This is a genomic window from Acetobacterium wieringae, assembly GCF_023700225.1.
Classification (GTDB): domain Bacteria; phylum Bacillota; class Clostridia; order Eubacteriales; family Eubacteriaceae; genus Acetobacterium; species Acetobacterium wieringae.
The window spans coordinates 3,106,534-3,126,594 of record NZ_CP097897.1 but is presented as its reverse complement, the minus strand read 5'-3'; the positions used below and the strand labels follow the sequence as shown (position 1 = coordinate 3,126,594).

Here is a 20,061-nt window from a genome sequence, read left to right as displayed (position 1 = left end):
GTTATTGATTCAGAGTGACAACCTGGTTGCGACCATTGGATTTAGCCTGATAGAGCGCCTCGTCAGCCATTTTAACAAGGTCTTCATGACGGGAATGATGATCGGGTAGCAGGGTGGCAACCCCAATACTGACGGTAATACAATTTTTAACCACCGATCCCTCATGGGGAATGGCCAGAGCTTCGACTTTTTTTAGCAGGCGATGGGCATTACTCAGAGCTTCTTCTTTGTCGGTTTCGGCAAGGAGAACGATAAATTCTTCACCTCCATAACGAACCACCATATCGGTGGGGCGGGACAAAGCGGTTCGCAGGGTATTCCCGATTTTAATCAGGGTGGCATCTCCAGCCACGTGGCCATACAAATCGTTATAGTTTTTAAAATAATCGACATCAATAAAAAGCAGCGAGATCGGACGGTGCTGTCTTAAACAGCGGTTCCATTCCATGACAATGGTTTCATCATATTTCCGGCGGTTCCACAGTTCGGTCAGCGGATCCCGGAGGGAAAGACGCTGTAACTCATGGTTGATCAATTCCAGTTCATAATTCTGTTGTTCAATCCGGTCATTGGAGGCGGTTAGCTCCCGGGTACGCTGGGCCACCAGTTCATCGAGATGGTCGTTCATCTCGGCCAGCTGTTCACTCATGACGGTGCGTTGCTCCAGCGACTCGGTAAAGGTTTTAGCCAGTAACAGCGAATAGAGGACCGCAAAGATCAGTTGGCCGGTAGAAGAGTTAGCATCGCCCTGAAAGATTGATTGAAGGAACGATAGCCAGTTGTCGCTGATCCAGGGACTAAGGGTAATGATGTCCATCAGACAGGTCGCAATCAGAAACAGACCACCGAGTATGATCAGGCCGCTGTTTTTTTCCCGATGAAGCGCAATTTTAATCAGCATCGCAAAAAGATAGACAATCATCAAAACTGTCCATATCTGATAAAGAGGATTGATGATGGCGGCGATCCAAGTTGGGGTAAAAAGAACGACGAGGGTATAGGCACCAGCAATTATCTGTGTGGTTCGGACAATGAGTTGATTGAAATACTGTGGTAAAATCGATCGAAAAAACATCAGAATCAATGGAACCCCTAAATAGAATGACAGAGTCTGCACTTTATAAATAATCTCAAAATTCAGATTTTGAAAAAATGAGAATAAGAAGGCTTCGCCGATAAACAATGTTCTGATAGCCACCAGCGTGCAAAACAGCCCAAAATACAGTGGAGCCCGGTCTTTTCTTCTAAAACAGAATAAGGCCAGGTGATAAACCCCCATCATCATCAGGGCACCAAAAAGGAACAATTCATAGGTCAGGCCGAAGTAGCGAATAGTAAGGAGTTGGCTTTCTCCGCCCAGTTGAATGCTATTGAGCAGACCGCCACTGGGGCGGTAGAAATTGGATACTTCCAGGACAATCTCGTTTTCTCCCGACACGGCATTAAAAGCGACGACCTGGGGCTGATATTTGGGAACCATGGTTTCCCGGGTGGTACCGATGGTACCGACGGTGGTAATCGGCTCACCATTGATAAAAAGCTTGTATGCGGTGCGAACCTTGGGAATCTTCAGCGCCAGGATTTGATTGTCGGCAGCAGTAAATTTCAGTCGATAGGTAGCATACCCGGATCCGGGTATTTTTTCGTCGTCGATTTGATATTTATTCCATGAGGAAGGAAAGGGGACATAAGCGCTGAGCGTACCTTGGTCGATACTGGCTGGTTCCAGTAGCTGGTTCCAGTAAAAAGCCCAGTCGCCATCGAGAGCAATGATCTGATTATTGAGATCGTATTGGGTTAAATCAAGACGACCGTTGTCAGCCTTTTTCTCGATCTCAGTTGGTTGTGCGGAACAGCCCCCCAGCAAAAAAAACATCAAAAAAATAATCGATAAGACGATACTGCGTTTGATCATGAGGGCTCCTTTCCGAGGGCCAAAGCGAGAGTGTTTTAATTGGCCTAAAAGTCAGATGGAGACGTGATGATCACGCCTCCAATGGTGAAGGGTTTTTCAAATTCAGATAATCAGAGGTCATGCTTTAATGTCCCGATGTATTGCGTTTAGGTTTATTTCATTATACAATGGGACAATCAATTCAGTCAAATAAGATTTTGAGTAATGATCAGGACAATTTGATCCGATTAGGATAAAATACTAAATTATGAGGAAAACAATGACAAGAGCAAATATTGAAACGAAAATTACTGAATATCCGATATTCGAATATGCGTTTTTTGATCCATCAGAAATCAATTTTTATGAGGCGGTGCGGACCATTTGTAAGTTGGAATGTCCGCAATACGGGAACTCCTGGTCCTGCCCGCCAGCGGTCGGAACCCTGGAAGAATGCAAAGCCCGGTGTCTGGGCTATGAACACGCCTTTATTTTTAGCACGATCTCGGAGGTCAGTGATATTCTCAATATGGACGAAATGCTGGCAACCCGCTGTGAACATATTGAAATCGTCGAGGCAATTAAGGACAATGTTTTTGATATGTATCAGAACAAGCTGATTCTGACGGCCGAATCCTGCGCCATCTGTGAGGAATGTGGCTATCCCGAACAAGCCTGCAAGCATCAGGAAAAAATGTATCCCTGTGTGGAAAGTCATGCCATCTCGGTGACGGATCTCTGCGAAAAGTACAATCTGTCATTTTTAAATGGATACAATGTAATTACCTGGTTTGGGATGATCTTTTTTTAAATAACATTATCAGCAATAATTTGCCGATTTAGAAGGTATTGATTATACGAAGAAAGTAGGTGCACGATGGATTTATCATTTTTAGGGATTGAAGCCAATCCCATCACCGTTTTTACCCAGGCAGACAAAGCAACTTATTTACGGAATCCCGAGGATATCGATGATGGGATTCGGGAGCTGGTTGATGCCATTAATGCTATTCCGGTATTCTTTTCGATGAGTGCCTGCCAGGGCTTTCTGGTTGAAGACGAACGGGATGATCATTGCCCGGAAAGCTATGTCGATTTTTATGTGATTGACGGGCAATATCAGCTGGCGCAATTGCTGCTGGGCTCACTGGCCAGTAAATTCGGCGCCAGTATCGATTGCAAGGTCGTTTACGAAGCTGATTTTGTGATCACTACCGATGACGAAATTATTGCTAACGGCATGGTCAAGCTGCGCCACAGCATTGAACTCTATGAATTGCCGCCGGACTTGATGAAGACTACGTATCAGGAACTGGTGGAGCATATCAGGAAGTTCGGAGACGCCGTAAAATGATGGATAAGAAGATCGGAGATTTATTTAAACCGGTTAAAATCAATCAGCTGGAACTGAAAAACCGGCTTTTTATGCCAGCGATGGGAATTGTCACCGCCGATGAAAATGGGGCCTATACGAAAGCTGCCATCGCCTTTTATGGGGCCCGGGCTCGTGGTGGGGTTGGGTTGATCATTACTGGCGCCAATCAGGTGGCCGGTTTGGCTGGTAAAAAGACGGTTTGTTCTTTTCCGACACCATTGGCTAATCCCGAAGCTTATACTTCTGCCGGTCTGGAGCTGACCCGGGCCATTCATGAGCAGGGCACAAAAATTTTTGTGCAGCTGGCTGCCAGTTGGGGCTCTCTGGCTGAACAGTATAAAGGGTGCAATGCGATGACCACGGCTCAAATTCAGGGGTTGGTGGCAGCCTTTGCTGATTCAGCTAAAATTGTCCAGGCCGCCGGTTTTGATGGCGTCGAAATTGAGACCGGGGAGTTGCTGGATGGTTTAACGCTGGCCCATTTAAATCAGCGCTGCGACGGCTACGGTGGGGTGCTGCAAAACCGCTTCCGGATTGTGTGTGAAATTATATCTGTCATTAAAACTGTTTGCGGCAGTAGTTTTCCAGTGATTCTGCGATTTGTGATGAAAAGCTATCTCAAAGAAGGAGGGCATCAGGCCCTGCCGGATGAAACCTTTGTGGAACAGGGACGGGATCGGGAAGAAGCCCTGGCTGCAGCAGTGTTGCTGGTTGCGGCGGGCTGTGATGGCTTTGATGTGACAGCTGGCATCAGCATGTTTGAGAGCGCTTCTTATTGGAAATATCCACCGGTTTATTTTGGTAAAGGGGTTTATCTGGAACTCTGTGAGGTTCTAAAAAAAGTGGTGGCGGTACCGGTATTGGTCGCTGGAAAAATGGCTGACCCCGAGCTGGCAACCGAGGCGCTAAAAACTGGTCGGTTGGATATGGTCGGCCTGGGTCGGCCTTTGCTGGCCGATCCCGAGCTGCCAGACAAGTTAAAAAACGACCAGAGCAAAGATATCCGGCCCTGTCTGGGTTGTAATGACGGTTGTCTGGCCCAGTTAATTGCCGGGCATGAAGCATCCTGTACCGTTAATCCGGACTGCAACCGGGAGCTGAAGCCGATGTTCAAAACAGTCACAAATCCCCCAAAAAGTGGTGGTAATTGGCGGCGGTCCGGCCGGTATGGAAGCGGCCCGGGTCAGTGCGGTGCGGGGTCATCAGGTCACCCTCTTTGAAAAAAGCTATCGGCTGGGGGGCAAGCTTAAATACAGCAGCAAGCGGATTTTAAAAACCGCTGATGATGAGCTGATCCGCTGGTATGAAATCCAGCTGGAAAAATTAAAGGTTGAGATCTGCCTTGATGAGCTGGCTATCCCGGAAAAGATTGCTGCCATCAATCCTGACATCCTCTTTATTGCTCAGGGTGCAGAAGCCCGACAGGTTACATTCCCGGGGAACGACAGCGACAAAGTGACCAACGCCCTTGATGTGATTACCGACAAAACCTATGTTGGGCCCCGTTGCATTGCCATTGGTGGAGGTCTGTCCGGATGTGAGGCGGCCCTCCATCTGGCGATGCATCGCCATAAGATGATCATTGTGGACTCATCTCCGGATATTCTGTCCGCCGGGATTCCCCTGGCTCCAGCCAACAAACAGATGCTAAGGGATCTGCTGGCCTTTTATCGCAGCGAAATCATCACCAGTGCCAGACTCAAAGCAGTCACAGAAGATGGTGCCATGATTGAAGCCAATGGTCAGGAACGGCTGATCCCGGTTCATCACGTGATGATTGCCGTGGGTTTTGAACCTGCGCCTTCTTTATTTAAAGAACTGCGGCATAACTATCCTCAGGTTTATCAGCTTGGTGATAGTCAGGCGGTAAAAAATATTCGGGCGGCTATCGGTGCGGCCAATGAAGTGGCCGGGAGAGTTTAATCAAATTGATCGAAAAAGGTAGGCCGAAAATAGAAATTGATACTGGAGTAAGAAGCAGAACTTCAGCTTTAGTTTAGCAAGAGATAATATATTAACAGGAGAGAAATTTGAAAGATCGACTGCAAAACAAGGGCGTGGTTTTGGCCCTGGCAACCCTTTGCTGCCTGCTCTGGGGCAGCGCCTATCCGGCGGTTAAAATTGGCTATGCACTTTTTGGAATCACCACTACCGGAGCTCAGGTTTTGTTTGCCGGTTATCGTTTTACTCTGGCAGGAATACTGACATGGATCATCACCAGCCTTTATGTAAAGAAAATTGCGCTGCCGCAAAGAGATGAGTGGGGCCGGATGATCAGCTTGGGGTTGGTGCAGACGACCCTCCAGTATATTTTCTTTTACATCGGCCTGGCCAATACCACCGGGGTAAAGGCATCGATTATCAATGCCACCTCCACCTTTTTTGCGATTCTTTTTGCCCATCTGATTCTGAAAAACGAGAAGATGACCCGGGCCAAGATCATTGGCTGCATTTTGGGGATGGTCGGGGTGATCATTATTCAGCTCAAGGGTGGCCGGATCGACAGCAGTTTTTCGCTGCTGGGGGATGGTTTTCTCTTTCTGGTCTGCATCGCCTCGGCGCTGGGGGCAGTGATGACCCGAATCTATACGCAAAAAAGCGATTCAATGATTCTGACCGCCTATCAGCTGATGATCGGCGGGGTGGTGCTGGTGATGATCGGGTTATTGATGGGGGGATCGATCACGCAGGTTACCGTCCCGGGACTGCTTTTACTTGGCTATCTGGCAGCCTTGTCAGCTGCCGCTTTTACCATCTGGACGATCCTATTAAAGCACAACCCAGTTGGAGTAGTGGCCATTTATGGCTTTATGATTCCGGTTTTTGGGGTAATCTTATCGGGGCTTTTTCTGGGTGAGGCATTTCTCAGCCTGCGGATTCTTGTTTCCCTGGCTTGTGTCAGTGTGGGGATCTGGCTGGTCAACCGGGAGGCGGGACGGGTCTAAAAAAAGCAAAAAAGGTGCGTCCGCTTGGATCCGGTTGAGATAACGACCGGAGAGCGGGTGCACCTTTTGATGTTTATTTACGGTTCGATGGACAGCTTAAACAGGCCCCTTGACAATGGCCTGATACCCTTCGGGATCGGTATTGCCTTCGGTACTGAACAGTAAGATGGTGGAGTTGCGATCAAGATTAAGCGATTGTTTCAGGGCGGTAAGACTTTGGTCGGTACACAAAGAAATCAGCAGCCCCAGACCGACGGCTCCGGATTCGCCGGAGATAATTGCCGGGTCAGTGCCTCCGGGATGGGCCAGGGTTTGCATCCCCAGTTTAGTGACCCAATCCGGGCAGCTGGCATAAAAGCTGGCTAAGTCTCTAAGAATCGGCCAGGTCAGAGGGTTCGGTTCGCCGCAGTTTAAACCGGCCATAATCGTTTCCGGGTGACCGCCAATCGCCACTGGCTGTCCCTGCTGCACCGACTTGAAAATGCAGGCAACGGTGTCCGGCTCAACAATGGTGGTGATCGGTGGATCCTGATTGTAATACTGGCTCAGATAAGCCAGTACGCCTCCGGCCATCGAGCCGACCCCGGCCTGGAGAAAAACATGGCTGGGTCTGGCGATGCCGCATTCCTGCAATTGCTCCAGAGCTTCGCCAGCCATGGTGGTATAGCCCTGGGTGATGGCGTTGGGGATGGCCTCGTAGCCGTCAAAGCCGGTGTCCTGAATGAGGATGTAACCCTTCTCCTTTGCCAGTTGGGCCGCCCGGCGTACGCACTCGTCGTAGTTCAGTTCTGTGATCTCAACCGGGGTATCATTGATGGCCCGGATCGCCGCCGCCCGGCTGGGCTTTGTGCCCTTAGGCATCAGCACCATCGCCTGGCAGCCAAAAAGAGCAGCGGCCCAGGCCACCCCCTTGCCGTGGTTGCCATCGGTGGCGGTGATAAAAACCAGATTCTTAATCTGCTGGCGAATGGCCGCAGAGCTCAGTACCGGAAAAGTAAGGTCGGCCATATCGGCCTGGATCTGTCCGGCAATGATGGTAGCCATGGCGTAGGCTGCCCCCAGGCCTTTGAAGGCGTTGAGTCCGAAGCGGTGGGATTCATCCTTAACAAAAATATTGCGAACGCCTAATTTCTCGGCCAAATCGGGCAGAGCCATCAACGGCGTCGGCTGATACTGAGGCAATGATTGATGAAAGCGGCGGACTGCGGCCACGACGCTTGGGGATAACATGGGGGTTAAACCTTGATTAAAGTGATGGCTCCGGCCCAAGCCGGGGATGATGGTAATCGGTGGTTTCATCGGGGCTCCTTTATTTTGGTGTGGATCATACTAATAGTTTTCGGCTATTGTTGTTGTCATTATACCATAATGCGATAATGGGGTTAGAAAAAAATAATGATTGAAAACATGAGGAAATCCTGACGCAATCAGAAAAATTCAGGTCGCTTATAATTTTAACGGATGTTTGCTCGTAAACGTGTAGTAGCGGTTTAACTACTATCAGGTCAGACAAACTGCCAATTATTCCACAATACAAAACAGGTCCAGGACAACCTCGCCGTTGTCCCGAACCTGTTTTTTACTTTCTATGTATCGATCCAACCAATCACCCTTCCACTCGACGCTGCTTAATCAGCACCAGGGTTACCCCCAGGACCGCTACCCCAAAGGCCAGCACCAGTACCATGCTGGTAAAAATCGACTGGAGCGTGTCGGTATTGAAATTGGCGGCAGCTGCGATTTCATTATTGGCCTTAACATACCAGTAGGTTGGGGTAAAGCTGGCAATCGCAAGGACATTGGGGCCGAGCAGCTCCTGGGGGACAAAGACACCGCTGAGAAAGCTGGTGCCCAGGGCGAAGACATTGGCCACTGCTGACATGGCGCCCCGGCTTTTAACCAGATTACCGATCAGATAGCTGATTGAAAGTGCTGCCAGGGTAAAGACAAAGGAATTAAGCAACAGCAGCAGGCCATTAGTGGTGAACATGTAGCTGCCATACATCACAAAGCTGGCGGAGATCAGCACCAACCAGGTCAGCACCGCATAACTGAGGTTGCCGAGAATCATCTGAACGTTCATTGTTGCTGCGCGCATCGGCGAACAGAGGTTGCGCCGTTTTAGATCGGTATCATTAAAGACCAGCATCACCGAACAGACCCCCAGAATCAGAATGGCAAACAGCGAATAGGAAAGATAGTTAAAATAGTAGCCGGATTTTTCGGCGTTGTCCGAGTGGCGTACACTCGAGATCACCGTGACCTCGGTTTCTTTGGTCAGATCTGTTTTCAGGTAGCTGACCAGTTCGGTCTGGGTTAGTTCGGGTAGATAAGTGATATAGGTTTTTGCAGTATTCAAGTATTTGTTGATCAGCAGATCCATATAAATGTTACTGGGGGAATCAGGGACGATGTTTTTTTCCAGTTGGACATCCTGGCCGTTTAGCATCGCTGTGGTGAAGCCTTCCGGCACCCGCAGGATGTATACCACCTGCCGGAAAAAAAGCGCATCCTGAAGTTTTTGGGAATCATCAGGAAGATCCACCAGGTTGGCGTATTCGCCCAGATAGCTTTTAAGTCCTGCCACCAGCTGGGAATCAACATCGTCACTAATAAAGGCAATATTGACCCGGGTTTTGGTAAAATCAGTATCCTGGGGTGGGTTGTAGGCGTTGGTCAATAGCAGTGCCAGCACCATAAAGACCACCAGATAGATGAGGATCTGGCCACGATTTTTCTGGATAATTCGAAAAAAAGCTTTATAAACTTGCATATTTCTGTCTCCTTAACACAAAGTACGTGATTGCACTGAATAAAACGGTGAATCCACACAACAACAGAATATCGGTGAAAAACTGGGTGTGGGTATTATAGTAATAGAGGGCATAAAAACTGTCGGTGATCAGGTTGGCCGGGTTGAGGTAGCCAAGAATCGGGACTTTGGTGGCGACAATATACTTCATGTCGGCAAACATCATTCCGGCCAGAAAGCACATCGTCATGGTGGAACCGATTAGGATTCCTGTTTTTAGTCCCTCACCTTTTTTGACGATGACACCGACGCAGGCCCCGAAGGTTACTCCGGTGAGGCTTCCGACGACACAGGTCAGAGCGATGTAGCCCAGCTGATTGCCGAAGCTGATTCCCAACACGCCGATCACAAAGGCCAGCAGAATCAGCAGTTCTGCCAGTTGAACAGTGGTAGCCGCCAGCATTGAAGAGATAAAGACACTTAGCTTATTGGTTGGAGCCAGATTGATTCGGGCCCCGACATCCGAAAGATCAGCCTGGATAGCCACCACTTCTTTGACGCCCAGAAAGCCGCCGTATAAACAGGTCATTGCAATTAACGCATAAAAGTAATTGACAACAGGATCGGGGTTGGAGTTGCTGGCCGAAACAGCCCGCAAGTATTCGATGCGATTGGCAATCCCGGCCAGGATGCCTTGATCCAGGGCAGCGGGATTTTTGGTGATGACGGTGACGATGGTAGCCGAAGATTGTAAAAAATCATCCAGAAAGCTCCGGATAATGGTCTGATTAAGACCAGATCGGTTGACTACCAGGTTGAGATCCGGGTCGAAAATGATATACCCGTCAATCTGATTGTCGGTGAGCAGTGCCTCTGCTTCTGTTCGGGTGGTGTAGATCGCCTCAAAAATATTACCGGTGTCGTCCAGAGCAGCGGTAAAAGCCGGGTTGGCAGCCAGCTCTTCATTTTTTACGACGGCTACCTTGACTTTAACAAATTCTTCGGCGCTGGTAATATTGGAAAAGGCCAGATTGAACAGGGTGGCCAAAAGAATTGGAAACATCAGGGTCCAGAACATCAATTCCCGATCCCGAAGAATGCACTTGAGGCGATAGCGATAATTAAATAAAAACATGACTCCTCCTAATCTCGCAGCTCTTTGCCGGTGATTTCCAGAAAGACATCGTTAAGTGTCGGTGGCTCGGAATAGATTTTTCCAATGGCAATCTGTTGATCTTTCAGGTGATCCAGAATGGGGATCAGATTATTCTTACCACGCTCAGACTTGATCACCAACTGGTGGTCACGGCGTTCGGCTGAAATGATATGGGGTAGGGCGTTAATTCCGGCCAGGTCGAGATCTTCGGGGTTGAGCAGTTCAAGGTTGATGTGTTCTCCGGACTTAATCATTTTCTTAAGCTCTTCGTTGGTGCCCATGGCAATGATCTTACCCTTATCCATGATGGCGATGCGGCTGGCGATCTGCTCCACCTCTTCCATATAATGCGAGGTGTAAATAATCGTAGCGCCCTGCTGATTCAACTTCTGGATCCCTTCCAGAATATTGTTACGACTCTGAGGATCGACGGCTACCGTCGGTTCGTCCAGAATAATCAGTTTCGGTTTATGGGCAATTCCACAGGCGATGTTCAGACGCCGCAGGAGACCACCGCTGAGTTTTTTGGGGTAGAATTTTTTAAAATCGTTGAGACCGACAAAATCAATGGCCTCGGCCACCAGTTTTTTGCGGGTCTGTTTATCAGAAATGTACAGACCGCAAAAGTAGTCGATATTTTCATACACCGTCAGTTCATTAAAAACAGCGACATTCTGCATGACAATCCCGATGTCCCGCTTAAGATGGTAGGCATCCGGAGACATCGGTTGATCGAAGATATCAATTGTTCCCTTATCGTATTTTAAGAGCGATAAAATACAGTTGATGGCGGTGGTTTTTCCTGAACCGTTGGGGCCCAGCAGCCCGAGGACTTCCCCTTCCTGTACCGCCAGATTGAAGTGATCGAGAGCGATCAGATCGCCGTAACGTTTTACCAGATTTTTGACATTAATGACCATTTTCTTTCTCCTTTATCGGTATGCCTGCTTAAGCAGCAGCGCAAACAGTTTTATATTGGTTGATGCTTTTATTTTACGCCATTGGCACACGCTTTAATAGTGATAAGCCTCCCGATCGGGTATGACAAATGTCACCATTTATGTTAAAGTAGTGATAAAATTGTAGTGCTGATAACGATACGATTCTGATAAAGGCAGGTAAAAATGAATAAGCTGATTGATAAGGTAATTGTTTTTGGATTCTGTCTGGCCTTGTATCTAACCACGGTGGATAATGTGCTGCTGATTGCTCCGGTACTGGTGGCGGTGATTTTTGCAGCGGCCTCCAGTTATTTAACGGAAGGGCCGGTGACGGTGGGATTGTTTGGCGGCTATCTGCTAATCTGTTTTTTTGAGCCGGTTTATCTTTTATTTGTGCCACTGATCGGCTATGACATTTTGATTTCCCGCTATAAATGGTTGTGGACGCTGGCGCTGCTGCCAGCCGCAACCGGTTTTACAGCGCTGAGTGGCACTGCGGTGGTGCTGATACCAATCTTTATGCTGGTGGCCTATTTTCTTAAAATGCGTTCGCTTTCGCTGGAAAAATTAAGACACGATTATAAGGCCCTTCGGGATACCACCCGGGAAACGGCCCTGCAGCTGGAAAAAAAGAATCAGATGCTACTGGAAAAGCAGGATTATGAACTGAATCTGGCCACTCTGACTGAACGCAACCGGATCGCCCGGGATATTCATGATAATGTTGGTCATATGCTGTCCCGGAGTATTTTGCAAACCGGGGCACTGTTGGCAATCAGTGAAGAAGCAAAAACCCGGGAAGGGTTAATTCAGATCAAAGAAACCCTTTCAGAAGCCATGGATAGCATTCGAAACAGCGTCCACGATCTCCACGATGAATCTCTGGATTTGCAGCTGGAACTGCAGAAACTGATTAAGAATTTTGAATTTTGTCCGGTTAAATTTGACTATGATGTGGAATCACCCTTGGATAAAGAAGTGAAATATTGTTTTATCGCGGTGGTCAAGGAAGCCTTCTCCAATACGATCCGTCATTCTCAGGCTAATGAGGTCGAACTGGTGGTTCGGGAACATCCGGGATTGATCCAGCTGGTGGTACAGGATAACGGCAGCGGCAGCGGAAATCTTAATGGCGATGGTATCGGGCTAAAAAATATCGGTGACCGGGTGGCTGCCCTGAATGGCAACGTTCATATCACCACGGAGCGGGGATTTCGGATCTTTATCTCCGTGCCTAAAAATGACGAGTAATAATGAATTTATAATTTAAAACATCAAACGGAATTTGCTTTGATGTTGGTTTTTGCAAACAATTTAGTAACGTGCAGGCGAACAGTCGATAGACTGTCCGCCGTACAGTGTAGAAATTCGCGAAGGCAATGAGCCAATCACAAGCTTGCTTGTAGTTGGCGACTGCCCGCGACAAAGAAGAAATTCGCTTTGCGATTTCTTCTGGTTGTTTAGCGTAAACCGGCAGCGAAGCTCGTGGCAGTTTGTTAAATTGCCTAAAGTATAAAATAGAGGGGGAACCATGAAAATACTTGTTGTCGATGATGACCGGCTGGTCTGTGCATCGCTAAAAACCATTATTGAAGCTCAGGGGGATATTGAAGTGATTGGAATCGGGCACAATGGCGAAGAAGCGATTGCCTTATACCGTAAGCTTAAACCGGATGTGCTGCTGATGGATATCCGGATGGAGGTGATGACCGGGCTGGAAGCCGCTGCGGCCATCCTGGCCATTGATCAAACGGCCCGAATTTTATTTTTAACTACTTTTTTAGATGATGAATATATTATCAAAGCGCTTAAACTGGGAGCAAAAGGGTATATCATCAAACAGGATTTTGAAAGCATTGTACCTGCCCTAAGAGCAGTAGAGATCGGTCAAAGTGTCTTTGGCCAGGATATTGTGACCAAGATTCCGGGACTGATTAATCAGCAAGAACCCCGGTCGGTAGATTATTTTGATCTGAGTGAGAAGGAACGGGAACTGCTCGACCGGGTGGCCCAGGGGCTTAGTAACCGGGAAATTGCCGAGAGCCTGTATTTAAGTGAAGGAACCGTGCGAAACCGCATTAGCGTGATTTTGGAAAAACTGAATCTCCGGGATCGGACTCAGTTGGCCATCTTTTTCTACAAAAACCTGAACTGAGGTTTTAGCAGTTAAAAGCAAAAAAAGCCATCGCTGATGTTGGGGATAATCTCTTTACGATGAAAGAAGATGAAACCATGAAAAAGATAAGAACTGGAATGTGGATGATGCTGCTCGGATTGATGCTAATGATTTCCTTGTCGGTTTGTGTCAACGCAGTGGAAACAAAGCCGCAGGCTGTGACTTTCCAGAGCAGTTACCAAACCCATATCCAGAATGTCGGCTGGCAGGAATGGCAGTCGGATGCTGGTGTCAGCGGAACGACCGGCCGCTCACTGCGCCTGGAAGGGATCAGATTAAAAATCAACGATCACCCTAATTTAGGAATTACCTACCAAACCCATGTTCAGAATATCGGCTGGCAGAACTGGGTTGATGACGGTGCCGAGGCTGGGACGACAGGCCGGTCATTACGGATGGAAGCAGTCCGCATCAAACTCACTGGTTCTGAAGCGGAGAAATTTGACGTGTATTATCAGGCGCATGTTCAGAATCAGGGCTGGCAACAATGGGTTAAAAACGGTGAGTTAGCAGGAACCGAAGGGCTTTCCTATCGGATGGAAGCGATCCGGATGGTGATCACCCCCAAAGGAGCAGCCCCGCCGGACGACACAACTGCTTTTAAAAACGTAATCGTGCTGATTTCAGATGGATGCGGTGCCAACCATATTCTTGCTACCGACTATTTCACCGGTGGTCAGGGCGGAATCCAGGTATATGAGAACTTTCCAACCCAGTATTTTATGAGCACCTACTCGACCGGAAAAATCGAATCTGCAGATGATGCCCGTTATACCTATGATCCAGCCACGATTTGGAGCAGTTTTGATGAGTTGAAAAACAGGCCGACGGATTCCGCCGCTTCTGCCACCGCCATGGCCACCGGTACTAAAACCTATAATGGCGCGGTCGGAGTCGATCCCAATCAGAATAATTTACGGAATCTGACTGAAGATTTTGAAGCAAACGGAAAATCCACCGGAGTGGTCACCTCAGTGGAACTCAGTCATGCCACCCCGGCAGCTTTTGTGGCGCATGACACGGATCGCAGTAATTACAGTGGGATTGCCAATGAAATGATCAGAGATAGTAGGATTGATGTGATCATGGGCGCTGGAAATCCTTTATATAATGATGACAGCGTTAAACGTAGCAGCATTGAAGCCGAGCATTATCAATTTGTTGGAGGTCAGGAAACCTGGGAGGCTCTGGAGGCGGGAGCCTTGGGCAATGATGCTGATGGTGATGGCGATCCTGACTCATGGCGGCTGATCCAGACCAAGGCCGATTTTGAAGCCCTCCAGAGCGGAGCCGCACCGGATCGGGTGATCGGCGTGCCACCGGTTTATACGACCCTGCAGTATGGCCGGACTGGCGATGTTAATGCCCAGCCTTTTGCGGTTGCGTTGAATAATCAGGTGCCCTCGCTGGCGACAATGGCCCGGGCTTCCCTTAATGTACTGGACAATAACGAGGAGGGATTTTTCCTGATGATTGAAGGCGGCGCTGTTGATTGGGCCGCCAGTAAGAATCAGAGTGGTCGAATGATTGAAGAAGAAACTGCGTTTAACCAGGCCGTTGCCGCGGTGTGTGACTGGGTGGAAGGTAACAGCAGTTGGTCAGAAACCCTGGTGATTGTCACCAGTGATCACGAAACCGGCTATTTAACAGGCAGTAGTGGTATTTATAATGAGGTGGTCAATAATGGAAAAGGGGTCATGCCGACGATGGTCTGGAACAGCCAAAGCCATACGAATCAGCTGGTGCCTATTTTTGCCAAAGGGCCGGGTTCCGATTTGTTTAGAAAATATGCTGTGGGTTCCGACCCGGTTCGGGGTGCCTATATCAATAACACCGATATTCCCAGGGTGATCCGGGAATTACTAAAATAACAAAAATACCTGTTACGCAGCATATAATAATGCGGTAACAGGTATTTTTCAAGTTCGTTTAGATACGGCATTAGGCCAAGCGGTAAGGGCCCAGAACGGTGTTGAGAATCGCAGTCAACTGCTCAGGTAAAATACCGAAGACAATCGCCACTCCTTCTACCTGACAGCGACGGCTGTCGTTGTAATGCCAATCGGGTTTTTCTTCGGTGAGGGAAATCATACAGCTTTGACCTTCGGTAGTCAGATTGGCCTTGATATGGCCGATGATCCCCCCCCGTTCAGTAATTTGGGCGGCGATTTTTTTAAGCGCCGCATCCAGGGTGGTTACTGCTTCTTCAAAGCTCAACTCAATCGTTAAGCGATATGAGCCAACCAGGCTGGCATCATGGGTTTTTACCGTAATCGCTTGAGGGTTGTGTTGATGGCGCTCAGGTTGATGGGCGGGCGCAGCATGGTGATGGTCACCATGACAACCACAATTTTCGTCATGACGATGGTGAGGTTGGTGGCTATTCATTGATTGGTGCCTCCTGTTCGGTATTCAAGATGGTTCCCCAAATGACCGGGTCAATCGGCTGGGCGGCGCTGATTCTGAAGCATTTGGCGTGGTCGTTAAAGGATCGGATGGAAGTCTCCACTTCGGACAAGGTCTGGTCGTCGACCAGATCGATCTTATTGATCAGAATCACATCAGCAGCTTCCAGTTGCCCTTCCAGGAGCATCTCCATAGGCTGCAGCAGCCGCAACCAGCGTTTGGCATCGGTGATACAGGTGACCTGAACCGTAAGTTCTGGCAGCGACTGGTTGATGGTCTGGCGGATGTTATCGGGAAAGGCCACGCCAGTCGTTTCCATGATTATCAGCTCGGGATTGAAATCGGTTCTGATCCGATGCAGATTCAGAATCAGTTCTCCGGACATGGTACAGCAGACGCAGCCGGAAAATAGATTGGTTACCTGGTAGCCGTTTTTTTTGAGTAAGCTGTCATCAACACTGACCTCACCGATTTCATTTTCCAGAATGACCACCCGGGTCGTATTGGAAGGCTGATTCCCGATCAGATGGCCAGCCAGCTGCAATAAAACGCTGGTTTTTCCGGAACCCAGAAATCCCCCTAAGATAATAATGTTCATATTAATTGTAAACTGTTTTGCTCAGACGATTTGCTTCATCGACGATCCAGCCGTTGACTTCCTGAACCTTGGGGTCAAAATAATCCAGCGAGGTCAGCATCCCATTGAAGATAAAACCGCCGTTGGGTGCAAGTCGATCAAAGGTGTTCCGAACCGCTTCCCGGACTTCTTCTTCATCGACCACTGGCCAGGTGCTGGGCATTCTAAATTCAAAACCGCCGTTGATTGCCAGCTTGGCGCCATATTTTTGTTTTACTCCCACCAGATCATTTTCAACCTGAGCCGGATCCCAAACGTTGACCCCGATGTCCACCATTGAGGGGATCAAATCTTCGCAGCGACCGCAATTATGGTAAAAAATTGGAATATTTTCGTCTCTGACCAGATCCAGACATTTTTTATAACGGGGTACAAAGATCTCTTCAAATAATTTGGGCGAAATAAAGGGGTTGAGTTTTGAAGCGGTATCATCGAGCAGGTAATAGCCTTCCGGTTTATAAAAGTGAAGCAGATTTTTGGTGATATAGAGGGAGTGTTCCAGCATGTAGTCAAGCAGCTCTTCAACTTCTTCCTGTTCTTCATAGATGGCGCAAAGCCCCTCAGTAAAGCCCATAAACCCGATGAACTGCTGAAATAAGTCAGCAAATCCACTGAGAACAAAGGCTGTTTGGTCAGGATCCTGAACGTATTTTTTACGGTCATCCCGTGCTGCTGCTTCCCAGTCAAAGCCGGTATAGTCCGGAGCTTTGATCACATCCCGCCATTTAGTCACATCGGTCAAAATAAAGTCATTGGGTTTTGGCAGGGCGGCAAAATTAATTTCTTCACCGGTTACAAAGGTGACGCCCCAAGGGTCGACACCGCCCCCAGGCCCCCGAAAACTGCCTAAAATACAGGGGTCGGCCATGGTAAGAAGCGGTGCATTAGGACCGAAATAAGATGAAACCGGCACATATTCCGGCATTTCGCCCCGGGCTACCCGTAAAAAATTTTCCTTCTGAGTTAAATGAGCTGTCATGCTTGTCCTCCTTAATGGTTGAATTATAAACAAGTTTAATATTCAAATACGGTTTTGTCAACACATTTGTAATAATAAATAAATTTACTATAATATCGTTTTCATAAACGATAGTTGTCCTGATATCATAATAAAATGATGCAATACCTAAAAAATATGTGAACTGGTCAGCAAGTAAAAGCTTCTCGGTTAAAAAAAATCGATTGATGGTGACTGCGATTATTAAATAAATTCAAAATATGTAAGTGAGACAAGTAAGGCAGAGCTTACCGATAAAAGCTGCTTAGTCAATAGGTTTTGTTAATCCGCTAAAAACGCCGTTAGCTGGTTGTGTCTGACTTAAACATAGCATATAATTAAAAAAGCATAAAAATACAAAAAAAGTAGTCAGCGAAATCGGGGAGATCCGATTTTTTATGAAATGAGTGGGAGAGAGGTTGCAATGAGAAGTTCGTCGAACCATTATCAAAACAGGTTCAGGTTGATCGTCAATGTGGTTTTAATTGCTTTGCAATTAGGAATCATCGGATTGGTTATCCTGCAGTTTTCTGAAGATGCAGTGGTTGCCTATTGGATCATTGAAGGGGTGGCTGTTTTTGTGGTGCTTAATATTGTCTATCGCAAAAAGACGGCCGCCTATAAAATTTCATGGATCATTTTTGTGTTGGCATTTCCAGCCGTCGGGATTGTTATTTATTTTATCTGGGGACGGCAGCGGGTTCCCAAAAAATCAAAAAAACGCTGGGATGAAGTGAATCAGCGTACCTTTTTAAGATTGGAACAGAACCAGGCTGTGTTGGAATCGATTGATGACAAGAGCATCAGAAAACAGGTGGAGCTGGTTCATCGGCTGAGTGATCTGCCGGTTTGGCAAAATACCCGAACGACCTATTTGAAGCTGGGCGAGGACATGCATCGGGCGAACCTGGCAGCCATTAAAACGGCTGAAAAATTTATTTTTCTGGAATATTTTATTGTTACCGGTGGTAAAATGTACGATGAACTGATGGCCGCCCTCTATGAAAGAGCGGCTGCTGGGGTAGAAATCCGGATGTTGGTGGACGAGATGGGAAGTCTGTCGACCCTGCCCAAAGATTTTTATCAAAGCTGTGCGGCACACGGGATAAAGAGTATTCCGTATAACCCTTTTTCGCCATCACTGTTTAAGTTTATCAGCTTTCGGGATCACCGCAAGATGACCATAGTTGATGGCCGGGTGGCCATCACCGGTGGCATTAATATCGGTGATGAATACATCAATCAAAAGGTGCGTTTCGGCCATTGGAAGGATATGGCCATTCGGCTCGAAGGGGCGGCGGTTTTTAGCCTCACCACCATGTTTATTAATATGTGGGACTATTCCACCGGGGCGATTTCGCAACTGGACGCTTTTAAGGGGACAGCCGCCCCGGAAACAGGCAATGAATTGGTGATGCCGTTTTGTGATGGGCCGATGAACCCCCGAAATCCGGCGGCCAACACCTATATGACAATTTTTGCCAATGCTAAAGAGTATCTTTATTTGACGACCCCTTATCTGATTCTGGATACGGATCTGACGAACTGTATTTTGCTGGCAGCCCGTAGCGGAGTGGATGTGCGCATCATTACCCCGGGTATTCCCGATAAAAAACTGGTTTATGCCACCACCCGGGCATTTTACGGCGATCTGCTGGCTGAAGGGGTGCGGATTTATGAATACACCCCGGGCTTTATTCATGGCAAGGTACTGGTCACCGACGATCAGGTTGCTATCGTTGGCTCCATCAATATGGACTATCGCAGCCTGACCTGGAATTACGAATGCGGTACCTGGGTTTGCAGCTCGCCAACAGTGCAGGAAATCAAGGCGGACTTGCTGGATTGTATCAATGCGAGTCGGGAAGTGCATTATTCGGATTGGGAGCAAACCGCATTTTTAACAAAAGTGGGGCAGGCAGTTTTAAGAATTATGGCACCCTTGATGTAATTGAAAGGATATCAAATGAAAATATGTGCAATTCAAATGCAGGTGATCCTAAAACAGATCGACCTTAATTATCGTAATGCTGAGGGCTTAATTCGTCAGGCTGCAGCCGCTGGGGCAGATGTAGCGGTGTTGCCGGAAATGTGGAGCGGTGGATTTGTTACCGATGATCTGGATGAGCGGTTGGCGGATGTCGATGGACAACGGGCGAAAGCGTTTTTAAGCCAACTGGCCGGGGAATTGCAGATAAACATTGTCGGTGGTTCGGTGGCCACTAAAAAAGGCAGCCAGTTTTATAATACCGGCTACGTGGTGAATCGGCAGGGAGTAATTATTGCCGATTATGACAAGGCCCACCTGTTTAGTTATGCTGGTGAAGACAAGCGTTTTGGGGCGGGCCAGCAGTTGGTTACCTTTGACCTTGACGGCATTCCCTGCGGGATCATCATCTGTTATGAGATCCGTTTCCCCGAATGGGCCAGAAAACAGGCGCTGGCTGGTACAAAGGTGCTTTTTGTCCCGGCTGAATGGCCCTTACCCCGGGTTCGTCATTGGCGGGTTCTGAATCAGGCCCGGGCCATCGAAAACCAGTTTTTTGTGGTCGCCGTTAATGGCTGTGGTGCGGCAGTAAAGGATCAACAAAACGCTGGCAACTCGATGATCATTGATCCTCTGGGCAAGCTGCTGGCAGATGCTGGAGCTGATCCGGAAGAAAAATTGATTATCGCCGATGTGGACGTGGCTGAACTGGATCAAACCAGAAAGAGCATGACCGTTTTTAAAGATCGGAGACCTGAATTGTATTAAGAAAGCTTGGATAGTGATATTATACCA

At 48.0% G+C, this 20,061-nt stretch carries 18 protein-coding genes; 10 read left to right on the top strand and 8 right to left on the bottom strand.

Translation table 11 applies throughout. The features are described 5' to 3' along the window. Window position 1 precedes the first annotated feature (1 nt). Window positions 2-1,915, bottom strand: a complete 1,914-nt coding sequence (locus CHL1_RS15280) for a sensor domain-containing diguanylate cyclase (RefSeq protein WP_250933804.1) — start codon at window positions 1,913-1,915, stop codon at window positions 2-4. Between the two features lie 259 nt (window positions 1,916-2,174). Between CHL1_RS15280 and CHL1_RS15275 the strand changes: the two genes are divergently transcribed. The 5 genes from CHL1_RS15275 (at window position 2,175) to CHL1_RS15255 (ending at window position 6,214) form a co-directional block, all read left to right on the top strand. Then, window positions 2,175-2,705 (top strand): DUF2284 domain-containing protein, encoded by a 531-nt coding sequence (locus CHL1_RS15275; protein WP_250933795.1) that lies wholly within the window; start codon window positions 2,175-2,177, stop codon window positions 2,703-2,705. Window positions 2,706-2,771: 66 nt separating this feature from the next. Further along, window positions 2,772-3,248, top strand: coding sequence for a hypothetical protein (locus tag CHL1_RS15270; protein WP_250933793.1), 477 nt, complete (start codon window positions 2,772-2,774; stop codon window positions 3,246-3,248). Continuing rightward, window positions 3,245-4,489, top strand: coding sequence for an oxidoreductase (locus tag CHL1_RS15265; protein ID WP_250933791.1), 1,245 nt, complete (start codon window positions 3,245-3,247; stop codon window positions 4,487-4,489). Before CHL1_RS15270 ends, CHL1_RS15265 begins: the two co-directional genes overlap by 4 nt. Continuing rightward, window positions 4,437-5,192, top strand: coding sequence for an FAD-dependent oxidoreductase (locus CHL1_RS15260; RefSeq protein WP_250933789.1), 756 nt, complete (start codon window positions 4,437-4,439; stop codon window positions 5,190-5,192). The genes CHL1_RS15265 and CHL1_RS15260 overlap by 53 nt, the downstream gene beginning before the upstream one ends. Before the next feature lie 107 nt (window positions 5,193-5,299). Then, complete coding sequence (locus tag CHL1_RS15255; RefSeq protein WP_250933787.1) at window positions 5,300-6,214, top strand: DMT family transporter; 915 nt, start codon at window positions 5,300-5,302, stop codon at window positions 6,212-6,214. Window positions 6,215-6,310: 96 nt separating this feature from the next. Here CHL1_RS15255 and CHL1_RS15250 read toward each other — a convergent pair whose 3' ends face one another. The 4 genes from CHL1_RS15250 to CHL1_RS15235 all read right to left on the bottom strand — a co-directional run bounded on the left by CHL1_RS15250 (window position 6,311) and on the right by CHL1_RS15235 (window position 11,042). Beyond that, a complete protein-coding gene (locus CHL1_RS15250; RefSeq protein ID WP_250933778.1) occupies window positions 6,311-7,513 on the bottom strand; it encodes a diaminopropionate ammonia-lyase in 1,203 nt (400 codons plus the stop codon). A 307-nt stretch (window positions 7,514-7,820) separates the two neighbouring features. Further along, window positions 7,821-8,987: an ABC transporter permease gene (locus CHL1_RS15245; RefSeq protein WP_250933776.1), complete on the bottom strand. Its 1,167-nt coding sequence runs from the start codon at window positions 8,985-8,987 to the stop codon at window positions 7,821-7,823. Beyond that, entirely contained in the window at window positions 8,974-10,101 is a 1,128-nt protein-coding gene (locus tag CHL1_RS15240) for an ABC transporter permease (protein WP_250933774.1), read from the bottom strand. Before CHL1_RS15240 ends, CHL1_RS15245 begins: the two co-directional genes overlap by 14 nt. Window positions 10,102-10,109: 8 nt before the next feature. Further along, window positions 10,110-11,042: an ABC transporter ATP-binding protein gene (locus tag CHL1_RS15235; protein WP_250933772.1), complete on the bottom strand. Its 933-nt coding sequence runs from the start codon at window positions 11,040-11,042 to the stop codon at window positions 10,110-10,112. Window positions 11,043-11,246: 204 nt separating this feature from the next. On the opposite strand from CHL1_RS15235, the gene CHL1_RS15230 reads away from it, so the two are divergent. From CHL1_RS15230 to CHL1_RS15220, 3 genes are all read left to right on the top strand, one after another. Further along, on the top strand, window positions 11,247-12,314 hold the full coding sequence (locus CHL1_RS15230) for a sensor histidine kinase (RefSeq protein WP_250933770.1): 1,068 nt from the start codon (window positions 11,247-11,249) through the stop codon (window positions 12,312-12,314). 280 nt (window positions 12,315-12,594) lie between these two features. Further along, window positions 12,595-13,218, top strand: a complete 624-nt coding sequence (locus CHL1_RS15225) for a response regulator transcription factor (RefSeq protein ID WP_250933768.1) — start codon at window positions 12,595-12,597, stop codon at window positions 13,216-13,218. Window positions 13,219-13,295: 77 nt separating this feature from the next. Next, entirely contained in the window at window positions 13,296-15,110 is a 1,815-nt protein-coding gene (locus tag CHL1_RS15220; RefSeq protein WP_250933766.1) for an alkaline phosphatase, read from the top strand. A gap of 70 nt (window positions 15,111-15,180) precedes the next feature. On the opposite strand, the gene CHL1_RS15215 is transcribed toward CHL1_RS15220, so the two are convergent. The 3 genes from CHL1_RS15215 to CHL1_RS15205 are packed head-to-tail and all read right to left on the bottom strand — an operon-like array spanning window position 15,181 to window position 17,261. Then, window positions 15,181-15,627, bottom strand: coding sequence for a hypothetical protein (locus CHL1_RS15215; RefSeq protein WP_250933765.1), 447 nt, complete (start codon window positions 15,625-15,627; stop codon window positions 15,181-15,183). Next, window positions 15,620-16,243 (bottom strand): GTP-binding protein, encoded by a 624-nt coding sequence (locus tag CHL1_RS15210; RefSeq protein ID WP_070370271.1) that lies wholly within the window; start codon window positions 16,241-16,243, stop codon window positions 15,620-15,622. Before CHL1_RS15210 ends, CHL1_RS15215 begins: the two co-directional genes overlap by 8 nt. A gap of 1 nt (window position 16,244) precedes the next feature. After that, entirely contained in the window at window positions 16,245-17,261 is a 1,017-nt protein-coding gene (locus CHL1_RS15205; RefSeq protein WP_070370270.1) for a uroporphyrinogen decarboxylase family protein, read from the bottom strand. Between the two features lie 442 nt (window positions 17,262-17,703). Here CHL1_RS15205 and cls point away from each other — a divergent pair, with 442 nt between their 5' ends. Both cls and CHL1_RS15195 read left to right on the top strand, forming a co-directional pair. Further along, on the top strand, window positions 17,704-19,230 hold the full coding sequence (gene cls / locus CHL1_RS15200) for a cardiolipin synthase (protein WP_250933763.1): 1,527 nt from the start codon (window positions 17,704-17,706) through the stop codon (window positions 19,228-19,230). A gap of 15 nt (window positions 19,231-19,245) precedes the next feature. Beyond that, window positions 19,246-20,034 carry a carbon-nitrogen family hydrolase gene (locus tag CHL1_RS15195; protein WP_250933761.1) on the top strand — a complete coding sequence of 263 codons (789 nt, stop codon included), beginning with the start codon at window positions 19,246-19,248 and terminating at the stop codon, window positions 20,032-20,034. Window positions 20,035-20,061: the final 27 nt, after the last annotated feature.

Bases quoted from the DNA above. Each gene is read 5' to 3' on its own strand.
- CHL1_RS15250 (WP_250933778.1), bottom strand. From the start codon at position 7,513: ATGAAACCACCGATTACCATCATCCCCGGCTTGGGCCGGAGCCATCAC.
- CHL1_RS15210 (WP_070370271.1), bottom strand. From the start codon at position 16,243: ATGAACATTATTATCTTAGGGGGATTTCTGGGTTCCGGAAAAACCAGC.
- CHL1_RS15235 (WP_250933772.1), bottom strand. From the start codon at position 11,042: ATGGTCATTAATGTCAAAAATCTGGTAAAACGTTACGGCGATCTGATC.
- CHL1_RS15205 (WP_070370270.1), bottom strand. From the start codon at position 17,261: ATGACAGCTCATTTAACTCAGAAGGAAAATTTTTTACGGGTAGCCCGG.
- CHL1_RS15220 (WP_250933766.1), top strand. From the start codon at position 13,296: ATGAAAAAGATAAGAACTGGAATGTGGATGATGCTGCTCGGATTGATG.
- CHL1_RS15240 (WP_250933774.1), bottom strand. From the start codon at position 10,101: ATGTTTTTATTTAATTATCGCTATCGCCTCAAGTGCATTCTTCGGGAT.
- CHL1_RS15225 (WP_250933768.1), top strand. From the start codon at position 12,595: ATGAAAATACTTGTTGTCGATGATGACCGGCTGGTCTGTGCATCGCTA.
- CHL1_RS15260 (WP_250933789.1), top strand. From the start codon at position 4,437: ATGGAAGCGGCCCGGGTCAGTGCGGTGCGGGGTCATCAGGTCACCCTC.
- cls (WP_250933763.1), top strand. From the start codon at position 17,704: ATGAGAAGTTCGTCGAACCATTATCAAAACAGGTTCAGGTTGATCGTC.
- CHL1_RS15195 (WP_250933761.1), top strand. From the start codon at position 19,246: ATGAAAATATGTGCAATTCAAATGCAGGTGATCCTAAAACAGATCGAC.
- CHL1_RS15280 (WP_250933804.1), bottom strand. From the start codon at position 1,915: ATGATCAAACGCAGTATCGTCTTATCGATTATTTTTTTGATGTTTTTT.
- CHL1_RS15275 (WP_250933795.1), top strand. From the start codon at position 2,175: ATGACAAGAGCAAATATTGAAACGAAAATTACTGAATATCCGATATTC.
- CHL1_RS15215 (WP_250933765.1), bottom strand. From the start codon at position 15,627: ATGAATAGCCACCAACCTCACCATCGTCATGACGAAAATTGTGGTTGT.
- CHL1_RS15270 (WP_250933793.1), top strand. From the start codon at position 2,772: ATGGATTTATCATTTTTAGGGATTGAAGCCAATCCCATCACCGTTTTT.
- CHL1_RS15230 (WP_250933770.1), top strand. From the start codon at position 11,247: ATGAATAAGCTGATTGATAAGGTAATTGTTTTTGGATTCTGTCTGGCC.
- CHL1_RS15265 (WP_250933791.1), top strand. From the start codon at position 3,245: ATGATGGATAAGAAGATCGGAGATTTATTTAAACCGGTTAAAATCAAT.
- CHL1_RS15245 (WP_250933776.1), bottom strand. From the start codon at position 8,987: ATGCAAGTTTATAAAGCTTTTTTTCGAATTATCCAGAAAAATCGTGGC.